This window comes from Peptococcaceae bacterium 1198_IL3148 (assembly GCA_036763105.1).
Taxonomy (GTDB): Bacteria; Bacillota; Desulfotomaculia; order Desulfotomaculales; family Desulfohalotomaculaceae; genus JBAIYS01.
Window position 1 is genome coordinate 153909 of record JBAIYS010000006.1, and the last position, 10637, is coordinate 164545.

Genomic DNA, 10637 nt, shown 5'->3' on the forward strand with positions numbered 1-10637 from the left:
ATTTATTTTGCTGTACAATACTTGTATAAATTTTGGTTAATAAGGGGGATTCAAAATGTCTACACAAAATTCCATCAAAGTAATTGATCCTCAAGATTGGGGAAGCAATGTAGACACATTGCCTGGTTTTTATATAGATAGCGAGAAACTATCGGTAATACAAGACTTAATGTTTTCAAAGTTAAACGTTATGCTAACGGGCGATCCTGGCACAGGAAAAACCGAACTTTGCCAAAGGTTAGCCAATGCACACAAATTGCCCTTTCATCGGGTAAACGTCGGGGCAATCCGTACCCCCAGGGATTGGTTCGGCCATTGGGAATTTGTCGATGGTAAAACTGTTTTTGTTAAATCACAATTTGTCGATGCCATTCAACGCCCGGGCATCGTTGCTTTAGATGAGTTTAACCGAGTAACACCGGATATTCACAACTCCATATACACTATCCTTGACCATAACCGTGAAGTATTTATTGAAGAAACTAAGGAAACCGTTAAAGTACACCCCCAGTGTATATTTATCGCCACCGAAAACCGGGGCCGTAGTCATACCGGGATTTTTATGGAGGACGCCGCGGTGGAAGACCGTTTTGAAACCGTTAGGTTGGAATTGCCTCCGGTTGATATCATGACCGAACTACTGGTTAATAACCATGGGGTGAATACAGAGCAGGCACAACTCTTAGCCCGTATTACCCACAAATTAAATGATCTTTACCACGAAGAAAGTCTCAGCAAAGCCACCGGTTTTAGACCAGCCATTGCTGCTGCAGCATTGCTTCGCCGTGATCAGCCATTGAAAACAGCACTGAAATACACCTATGTGCATCGTTATTCACCGGACGGTGGGATGGACAGCGAGCAAACAACAGTGTTGCAGGTTATCCAAGCTTATTTGCCTTAATCAAACCCGTCAGTTGTTTAGCATTGCGCCAGGAGGTGATGCAAATGGCCAGTTTATCAGATTTCTGGCTCACCGGCAGTGGTTTGGATGCCACACCCAGCAAAGTAACCAGTCATGCCAAACTTTTTTCTACCGAAACTAGCGACCAGCAGGACGCTGACGAATCCCAAGCCTATACTCTGGTGGCAGTACTAAATGCTGTGGCCAGAATTGTGGATATTGTGCATGGGAAACAAAAATTTAAAGTAAACTTTTCATCCAAAGATATGGTAACGGACCTTTCCCAGGGGATTATTACGTTAAATGCCAAACCCATCATCAACCCTCCCGGGGGATACTCGCTGGCAGATTCTGTGGATGTGCTCACCGGCATGGCTTTACACGAAGCGGCTCACGCCCAATACACAGATGTTACCTTTTATACCGAAATACCAGGTAACCCCTTTATGGGGGCGGTGCGCAACCTGGTGGAAGATATTTATGTTGAGAGGTTAACTACGCTATTATACCCTGGCTACCAAGGTTATTTTAAAAAATATCGTTATTACACCTTTGATCTGGGTAAAAAGCATCCCCCGGAAATTAAAGGTGAAAATTTAATGGATTATGAATTGAACAAACGAACCGTTGATTTGATATTGATGTTACAATCAACCACCGGTTATGTATCTGATATCGCTAGGGTGCGCAAGGCGGCGGAAGTGGTTGACGCCCGTTTGACGGCATCAAAGTTTGAGCATTTGCTTAAAGTAAACCCCAGAAACTTGGCACTAAGAGTATATAACGAGTTATTTGGCAACATTATTCAACATGACGTTGCCTACAGCAAGCCGGTAAATTTTATTGACCAGTATAACGATCAAAATAAATATAATGGTTCTAAAAATACCCAGGATAATAACGCCAGCATCTCAGAAAACATGCAACAGATGGTACAAAATCTGCGGCAGGAGGAAGTGCATTTAGCTAACCTAGATGAACTAAACAGTCAGGGCTACCACGAACCGGACACTCCCCCTGCTGCCATGGTTACCTTTAGAAAACCAGTGATTACTGAGGATGCGCCAGAAATTTACCGACAATCTCGCGAAACCATTTACCCGCATATTATTCGGTTAAGAAACAAACTAAGCTGGGCCAATACCAGGCAAGTCTTTAATCAATATGGTTTACCCAGTGGTGAATTAGATCATGATGCGCTATACCAAGCACCATTTTCCAATAAAATATTTAGTCGCTCCCAAATTATTGAAACCCGGACACGAAATTTAGACATGGCTTTACTGATGGACTGCAGTGCATCCATGACTAGCAAAATAACTGACAATATCACCCGCTTAGACTTGGCCCGTAACTTGGCTACACTTTTTGTGGAGGCCATGGAGCCCATAAATTCAGTCCAAACCTGGGTCTATGGATTCAGTCAAAAGGTACTGGTGGATATAACGGAACTTTACTCCCCCACTCTGAACAATAAACAACGGCTGGGAACGGTGGAGGCAGACGGTACTACCCCCGAAGGCAGTGCACTAAAACACTGTGCCAATCGGTTGCTGAAGGAAGGTCGCCAGTGGGTACCTAAAATATTAATTGTACTGGCAGACGGCAACCCCAACCCGGGCCGAGAAAAGAATTTAGTTAAAGAACAGGCCCGGCGCTTACAAAACATGGGTTGCAAATTAATCCACATATCCATCAGTGAACAGGTATCACCCTATGGTTACCAACACAGCATCCCTTGGAGCGATTACTATACAGTGATAAACCAATTTGGCAAACTGCTTAAAACCTTAGTGGAATCGGAGTAATTTATTAAAGGCACTAAATTCTGACTGAATTAGTGCCTTTTTTTGTCATAATATTATTAAAGCTTAATTTAAAATATCATAGATAAATCTCAAAAAATGTGTAATGCTATATAATATGTAAAACTTTTGTAACTTTTTCCCTATATAATGTTTGACAAAGGGGTGATGAAATTGAAAAAACCAATTATACTTCTCGTTGGAGCATTCTCACTGGGTATATTGGCCTTTGCCAACCAATCTTTGTTACAGGATAACTCTGTACCCCAGGTGGAAAGTAATGTCATTGCCCAACAGGCCACCAACGACAACGTTGAACCACCGGCAAAGCAAAATAAACCTGTTAATGAAGCGGTTAAAGAACCGGTGGCTGAAAAAGAAATCAAAACTGATAAAAACGCAGAACCAAAAGAACAAACCCCTCCGGTTCAACCGGATACTGATCAAAGTTACGCCCAGTATGACAATACCAAACACGGTTGGGGTTTTACTCGCAACGATCAACATCAACCACCCAGTGTTGGTTGGGTAGGACCGGTGGTCACTAAATACAACGGTTTTTATTTAGGCAATACCAATGAAAAAACCATCTATTTAACCTTTGATGAAGGATACGAAAATGGCTATACTAAACAAATATTGGACGTATTGAAAGCCAATGGCGTTAAAGCACACTTCTTTATTACTGCTGCTTACCTGAAAGATCAACCTGAATTGGTAAAGCGCATGATTGCCGAAGGACATATTGTGGGTAACCATTCGGTAAATCACCCCAGTTTGCCGGAGGTTTCCACCGAACAGGTAAAACAAGAGATCCAAGGACTGGAGAGCCAATTAAATGAATTGATAAACTATGACATGTACTTATTTAGGCCACCCCGGGGTGAATGGAGTGAAAGAACTCTGAAGATCACCGAAGATTTAGGCTATAAGTCAGTATTTTGGAGTATGGCCTATCAAGACTGGTTGGTGGATCAACAAAAGGGTTGGCAATATGCCCATAACCACGTTATGTCCAACATTCATAATGGTGCAGTAATATTGTTGCACGCCGTTTCCTCCGACAATGCCAATGCCTTAGATCAAATCATTAAAGACCTAAAAAGCGCGGGTTATACCTTTGGTGTAATCGGCAGGTAATGATAATATTGTTATATCAGGTGGCTAATTAATATAAAATGTGCAATAATATTTATAGGTACTAAAAGCAGACTTTTAGTACCTATATTTTTTAAGGATGATAGTATCAGAAATGTTCTTATAACAAAGGAGCATTATCATGACTGAAGAAGTGCGCTACCGGGTATATTCTACCCACTTGCAACAAAAGTTTGGCCAAAAGGTATATAAACTACCGGTTAATATGCCAGGCAATTGCCCTAACCGAGATGGTACTGTCGGTAACGGCGGTTGTATCTTCTGTGATGAAGAAGGTGCCGGTTTTCAATGCTTGCCCAATACTTTATCTGTGATAGAACAAATCAAAACCAATAAAAATTTTTTTAAAAAGCGCTTTAACGCCCATAAATTCATTGCCTATTTTCAGGCCTTCACCAATACATATATGCCGTTATCACAATTTAAGGCCAATATCCAGGCAGCTGTATCGGATTCAGATATTGTAGGCATTTCCATATCCACCAGACCCGATTGCATTAATGATCATTACCTTGATTTTTTATATGATTTGCAGCAAAATCATCCGCAGTCACTGGATATTAATATCGAACTGGGCTTACAAACGGTTAACTACCACTCATTAAAAAAAATAAACCGCGGCCATTCACTGGCTGAGTTTATCGATGCCGTTAACCGCATTAAAGCCCGGGGGTTTGAAATTTGTGTCCATATCATTTTAGATCTACCCTGGGACAACAAAGACGATGTCATTGAAAACGCCAAAATTTTATCGGCACTGGGCATCCATTATGTCAAACTACATTCACTGTATGTGGTTAAAAACACCCCACTGGGAGAGATGTACCAACGGGGCGAATTTGAGATTATATCACTGGACCAATACATAGACCATGTGGTTACTTTTCTTGAATACTTAGATCCCAACATTGTCATTCAACGTTTAGTTGGTAAAGGTCCCAGAGAGAAAAACCTCTTCTCCAATTGGGGCATCAGTTGGTGGTTAATTAAAGAAAGCATCGAAAACAGATTAAAGCATATTGATACTTACCAAGGCAAAAAATTCAACTATTTAAATGGCAAAGCAATTAAAGCTAAGTTTAAAGAATTTTAAAAACGGGGGTTATAGTTATGGGTGACGGCAAGATAAAATCTGCTTTAGAGAAAGCATTGGAACGGGCAGCTACTTTTCCTAGGTTATCTGACGAAGAATTACAGCGGATGGAATATGTACCAAAGGGTCAAGTTTTGGCAGGAAAGTTTTTGAATAATAATGGCATCACCGATGAGCTGGCCAGTTACTCTGCAGATAAATTGGTATATATTTACCAAGGCATGGAAGATACGCTGTTAAAAAATATTGCGCTACCGGAAGACGATAACACCATGCACTCAAATATTAAAGCGTTGGAAGGTTTTTATCTGATAAAAGAAGATAAACTAGCTTTACAACCTGTTGTGGAAGAACTACAGCATCTATTTAATTACTACCGACAAGCAGTTGAACAAACCAAAGCCTCGGTACAGGCTCAACTATTTCAAAAATTTCAAGCCGCCAGACAGCAGTTGGAAGCCCAATATGGTCAGCAAGTGGACTTTGACATGGAAAAACATCCCGAGTATAGAAACGAAATGTTAAAGGTTATTGGTCAATTGAACCAGCGTTTCGAGGGAGCATTACAAGCAACAAAGGATAAAATTAAAGCAATTAAATAAAGGGCAAAGGTAAAAGACACCTGGGTTTCGTTATTAACAATACATAAAGGGGCTGTTGCAAAAAAATTTGTAACAGCCCCTAGCCTCTCTTTATCTTTCCTAAAAAAATTTCTTTGAATTCATAAACCCTTGCACATTGTTCAGCGCCTCACCAAAACGTTGGAAGTGTACCACTTCCCGCTCCCGCAGGAAACGGATGCCATCTTTCAACAGTGGGTCATCCGTTAGGCTAAGCAATTGTTCATAGGCTTGCCGGGCCTTTTGCTCCGCAGCCATATCCTCCGTTAAATCAGCAACCGGGTCACCTTGGGCTTGAATGTAAGCTGCGGTCCAAGGTACGCCATTGGGGTCTACATAAAACAGTGCACTGTCATGGATCGCGTAGTGGCCACCTAGCCCTTCGCGCCTTAGTACTTCCACCGGTACACCCTTTAGCAGTTTATAAATCATGGTGGCAATCATTTCCAGGTGCGCCAATTCTTCTGTGCCAATATCTGTCAGCAGGCCGCGGGCTATTTTGGTGGGCATGGTGTAACGCTGATTCAGATAGCGCAATGCTGCTGAAAGCTCCCCGTCCGGGCCGCCGTACTGTGTAAGCAAAAACTTAGCCATTTTAACATCCGGTTGGCTCACACGCACTGGGTATTGAAGTTTCTTTTGATATATCCACATAGGGTAGCTTCCCTCCTAATATTCTATTTCCCATGGCCATGGTGTTTCAATCCACTGCCAAGGATAGCCCTCGGGGCAATGACCGTGAAGCATTAACGGTCCACAATACCGTTCATACTCCATAGTTAGTTCGTGAACTCTGCGGGCTGCTCTGCAATATTCCTCAAAGGCCCTTCTATCTCTGGGGTGTGTATCTAAGAAAAGCTGTAACTCGTAGCGCACAAAGCCCCATTCCATTAACTCCTGCAATAATCTCATGCATCTTCTATCTAAAGTTTGATTAGACATTATTTTACCTCCCTCCATAAAATTAACGCCGTTTTTTAGACTTCATCCGTAGGCGCTGATTGTAGTTTAGGTAAGGCTCAGGTATTACTGGAGGCTTTCTATCTAAATAGTAAGGACTATATAATTCAGGGAACATCGTTCCTCTTCTAAGGGCTTCATTGGGCGAATAGGTGCGTCCAAATATCTGCCAAGGGATATAAGCGTAACCTAAGCACTGTAAGGGATAGTATCTACCCGGATAAGGATAGGGCTCGCATCTGTGACCATTGGGACAATCAGGCTCAGGGCCAGGGGCAGGACATTCTGGATAGTCATAATCTGGATCAACCTCTGGGCACTCTGGATAATCATATTCCGGCTCTTCTTCAGGGCAATCTGGGTATTCTGGGTAATCATACTCTGGTTCTTCTTCAGGACACTCCGGATAATCTGGATAATCCGGATAATCATATTCTGGCTCTTCTTCAGGGTATTCAGGATAGCCGGGATACCCCGGTTGGCAATCTGGGTATTCCCAGCCCGGTTTGTGTCCCGGGCATTGAGGACCATCCGGCTGACCTGGACATTGATTGCTATTATCCCACTGCCCAGCATTTTCAGATACAAACTGTTCCTCTGCCGGCACAGTGTCATCAACCACAAATCCGGCCTTTTGTTTTGGTGTTTCTTCTGCTATAGGTTCTTCTATAGGTTCTTCAATATTAATTTTCTCTTTAGTGGGAGAACCAAATAATTTGTCTGGAACTTCCTTAACCTTCTTTTGAGGTCTATCGTTGTTTGGCTTGAAGGTTATTTGCATAAAGGTACCTCCTTCGAAACATTTTTGATATAATATGCACTCATTCCATGGATTGCCACAAATAACACAATATTAATTAATTTGGAACTTTACTTGTGGTATTATCTTTAAAGTTTTATAATTTAATAGTTAACTTAATCAATTGTCAACAGGAGTGAAGGACTAAATGGATAGTTACAACGGATTAGATACAGTAAATTATATAAACCAACTCACCGTTTACCGTGACTTGCTTAATGATGATGTGCTACAGGCAATGTTAGCATTTATAAATAGCATTAATAAAAATAATGCTCAGCCCCAGTATGGCCAGTTGTTTTTTATACTGAGCACAGCAATGGAAAATGATGATCATTATGTAAATGATGGTTGGCAAAATCACCTCTTAAATTTAATAATCATGGCGAATAACCCCTTCACCCGGCAAGCAGCCACTTACGGGGTTAACATTAGTCCATCCCTACGAAATGCTGCTATCCAGGACCTCCGCTTTCTGCAAAGTTTATTTAACTTAAACGCCCAAAAAATATGTAAAAATTTAATTAATATTCCTTTGTGGGACAACCTCTATCATGTTGGTAAATTATCAAAGCAAAATTTTAGCGCCTCCAATACAGCGAGCGCCTTAATCAATGCAGCAGATTGGGGAGATTGCGTAGATTTATTAATCAATCACTATCACCGAGCTGGAGTAGGAATATTTGGCCGTTTTCACACGCTATTGTGGGATGGCGAAAAGCAGAATGTTATCGGTGTCAATAACCCGGATCCCATCAAGCTATCGGATTTAATTGGCTATGATTGGGAGAGAAAACAAATCGTTGATAACACCGAAGCATTTATAAAGGGTTACCCAGCAAATAACGTTTTGCTCTATGGTGATCGCGGCACAGGTAAGTCTTCCACCGTCAAAGCACTGGTGAATAGTTATGGTACCGATGGCCTAAGATTGATTGAAGTACCCAAACAGTACTTGGCAGATTTTCCGGTAATTATTCGCCTACTAAGTACACTGCACCAATACTTCATTTTATTTGTGGATGATTTGTCATTTGAAGATTTTGAAGTGGAATACAAGGCCTTAAAGGCAGTTTTAGAGGGTGGCGTGGAGACCAAACCTAAAAATGTTTTAATTTATGCCACCTCTAACCGGCGTCACTTAATTAGGGAAAGCCATAGTGAACGCCAACAGGATGACGTGCATGCCGGTGACACTATGCAGGAAAAGCTGTCACTGTCTGATCGGTTCGGATTAACGGTCACCTTTATTTCGCCTAATCAACAGCAGTATTTAGCCATTGTGGAAGGATTGGCCACCGGTAGGGGATTAAATATTCCTAAAGAAGAGTTACATCGCCAAGCAATACAATGGGAATTGCGACACAGCGGTCGTTCAGGCAGAGTTGCGCGACAGTTTGTGGATTATTTGGAGGGTACACTTAAATAGAACAAAAGAAGCTGTTGCAAAGTTTTGCAGCAGCCTCTTTGCTAATCACCCCACCACAAAACGGTGGGCAGTAGCCCGTCGCGCTCCCTTTCCCGAGAATCCATCTCCACCAAATCGCGGATGTCCGGGCTTTTCAATAATTCCTGCCAACACTGGGCCACCACCTCAATAAAATCTGGCCTTAATGCCATATTGTCTTCAATCAGGGGGCAGGTATATGGTAACGCTAAGGTTTCATGAATTAACAATAGGGTATTATCTTTTAATAAGTGCGGCGCCAGAGGAAAAAAGCGACAACTTAGCGGGCGTTTTTCCCGCGGGCAAGGTTTTGTGCAGCTAACAAAGTTAACCGGTGCCTGCCAAGATTCTGGGAAATTATCCTCCCGGGGGTCCCGTTGCTCCCATTGCAGCCAATCTTCTCTTTGGCTAAACATCACTTCTTCGCCGGGAAAAAGGTACATACCTAAAGAATTATCACTGTCAGAACGACAGCAGATACCACCACACAACTGGCCACAGTCACCGCTTAGTGGGGTAACATCGGCGGTTAATTGATAAAGTTTTTGATAATCTATTTTATTTTTAGACATCAGAACCGTCTCCTAAAATATATAATTTTAATGTCAACCAATTAATAATTGCTGCATATCCATCGGCAGTGGCGCAGTTAGCTGCAGTGGCTCTTTATTTATGGGGTGAGTTAACATAACATAATGGCAATGTAGCGCTTGACGATTTATGGTGTTCCTTTGTCCGCCATATAAATTATCTCCTAAAAGTGGATAACCAATAAAGCTCATATGCACTCTAATTTGATGGGTGCGCCCTGTTTGCAGCCTTACCTTAACCACCGTGTTGTCCTTTAGATGTTGTTCCACTTGATAATGGCTTACTGCATGCCGCCCATCCATGGAGACCATTTGTTTAATTTTGTTATCGGGACAACGGGTAATGGGCAGTGCGATTACACCCCGGGGTTGTCTGACCCTCCCCTGCACCACCGCTGTATACTGTCGAACAAACTTGTTGGTATGCAACTGTTGGGCCAGTTGATAACCAACATAGGCGTTTTTAGCAATCACCACCAAACCGGAAGTATCTCGGTCCAGCCTTGAAACCGGTTTAAAACACAACGGCTGTTTTTGCTGTTGATAGTGATATAACACTGCATTGGCCAACGTATTACATGGTTCATGTTTTAACGGGTGTACCAGCATACCGGGGGGCTTGTTTGTCACCAGTAGGTGTTCATCTTCATAAATAATGTCTATCTCCATTGGCTGGGGGGTGATGTCGGTTGCTTCACTGGGTTTTATATTGATATGAATTACATCTCCCAATTGCACCCGTTGATTTAAATGCACCCTCTGCCCATTAATCTCTACCCCTGCATGCCGCTTAAGTTTACGAATCATGCTGCGAGAGAATCCCAACTTGTTATGCAACAGGCTTTCTACAGTGTGTCCAACGCTATCGTTTGCTACCCGGTGGGTTAGTTCCATTGGCTCACCCCTATGCTGAAAATATAAAAAGAAAACACCAGGAATTATCATCCTGATGTTCTCCAACTGGAGCGGAAGACGGGGTTCGAACCCGCGACCCTCGCCTTGGCAAGGCGATGCTCTACCACTGAGCCACTTCCGCATAAAATGGCGGAACTGACGGGACTTGAACCCGCGATCTCCGGCTTGACAGGCCGGCATGTTAACCACTACACCACAGTTCCACTTTAAATTTTTTAACTGGAGCGGAAGACGGGATTCGAACCCGCGACCCTCGCCTTGGCAAGGCGATGCTCTACCACTGAGCCACTTCCGCATAAATGGCGGAACTGACGGGACTTGAACCCGCGATCTCCGGCTTGACAGG

At 42.7% G+C, this 10637-nt stretch carries 10 protein-coding genes and 3 tRNA genes; 6 read left to right on the forward strand and 7 right to left on the reverse strand.

Annotation, left to right across the window (positions count from 1 at the left end; genetic code table 11):
- The first annotated feature begins 55 nt into the window (after window positions 1-55).
- The 5 genes from V6C27_07890 (at window position 56) to V6C27_07910 (ending at window position 5562) form a co-directional block, all read left to right on the forward strand.
- Window positions 56-904 carry an AAA family ATPase gene (locus tag V6C27_07890; GenBank protein ID MEG6616346.1) on the forward strand — a complete coding sequence of 283 codons (849 nt, stop codon included), beginning with the start codon at window positions 56-58 and terminating at the stop codon, window positions 902-904.
- Window positions 905-948: 44 nt separating this feature from the next.
- Window positions 949-2712: a VWA domain-containing protein gene (locus V6C27_07895; GenBank protein MEG6616347.1), complete on the forward strand. Its 1764-nt coding sequence runs from the start codon at window positions 949-951 to the stop codon at window positions 2710-2712.
- 171 nt (window positions 2713-2883) lie between these two features.
- Window positions 2884-3849 carry a delta-lactam-biosynthetic de-N-acetylase gene (pdaA, locus tag V6C27_07900; GenBank protein ID MEG6616348.1) on the forward strand — a complete coding sequence of 322 codons (966 nt, stop codon included), beginning with the start codon at window positions 2884-2886 and terminating at the stop codon, window positions 3847-3849.
- A 139-nt stretch (window positions 3850-3988) separates the two neighbouring features.
- Window positions 3989-4960 (forward strand): TIGR01212 family radical SAM protein, encoded by a 972-nt coding sequence (locus V6C27_07905; GenBank protein MEG6616349.1) that lies wholly within the window; start codon window positions 3989-3991, stop codon window positions 4958-4960.
- A 17-nt stretch (window positions 4961-4977) separates the two neighbouring features.
- Window positions 4978-5562 carry a DUF6657 family protein gene (locus V6C27_07910; GenBank protein MEG6616350.1) on the forward strand — a complete coding sequence of 195 codons (585 nt, stop codon included), beginning with the start codon at window positions 4978-4980 and terminating at the stop codon, window positions 5560-5562.
- Between the two features lie 99 nt (window positions 5563-5661).
- On the opposite strand, the gene V6C27_07915 is transcribed toward V6C27_07910, so the two are convergent.
- Genes V6C27_07915 through V6C27_07925 form a run of 3 tightly spaced genes read right to left on the reverse strand, consistent with a single transcriptional unit; the run spans window position 5662 to window position 7321 of the window.
- Complete coding sequence (locus V6C27_07915; GenBank protein ID MEG6616351.1) at window positions 5662-6234, reverse strand: manganese catalase family protein; 573 nt, start codon at window positions 6232-6234, stop codon at window positions 5662-5664.
- A 15-nt stretch (window positions 6235-6249) separates the two neighbouring features.
- Window positions 6250-6522, reverse strand: coding sequence for a spore coat protein CotJB (locus V6C27_07920; protein MEG6616352.1), 273 nt, complete (start codon window positions 6520-6522; stop codon window positions 6250-6252).
- A gap of 22 nt (window positions 6523-6544) precedes the next feature.
- Complete coding sequence (locus V6C27_07925; protein MEG6616353.1) at window positions 6545-7321, reverse strand: spore coat associated protein CotJA; 777 nt, start codon at window positions 7319-7321, stop codon at window positions 6545-6547.
- Between the two features lie 166 nt (window positions 7322-7487).
- Here V6C27_07925 and V6C27_07930 point away from each other — a divergent pair, with 166 nt between their 5' ends.
- On the forward strand, window positions 7488-8768 hold the full coding sequence (locus tag V6C27_07930; protein ID MEG6616354.1) for an ATP-binding protein: 1281 nt from the start codon (window positions 7488-7490) through the stop codon (window positions 8766-8768).
- A 41-nt stretch (window positions 8769-8809) separates the two neighbouring features.
- Here V6C27_07930 and V6C27_07935 read toward each other — a convergent pair whose 3' ends face one another.
- The 4 genes from V6C27_07935 to V6C27_07950 form a co-directional block, all read right to left on the reverse strand.
- On the reverse strand, window positions 8810-9358 hold the full coding sequence (locus tag V6C27_07935) for a hypothetical protein (GenBank protein MEG6616355.1): 549 nt from the start codon (window positions 9356-9358) through the stop codon (window positions 8810-8812).
- Between the two features lie 979 nt (window positions 9359-10337).
- Window positions 10338-10412, reverse strand: a tRNA-Gly gene (locus V6C27_07940).
- A 6-nt stretch (window positions 10413-10418) separates the two neighbouring features.
- Window positions 10419-10494: transfer RNA gene (locus V6C27_07945), tRNA-Asp, on the reverse strand.
- 17 nt (window positions 10495-10511) lie between these two features.
- Window positions 10512-10586, reverse strand: a tRNA-Gly gene (locus tag V6C27_07950).
- Window positions 10587-10637 lie beyond the last annotated feature (51 nt).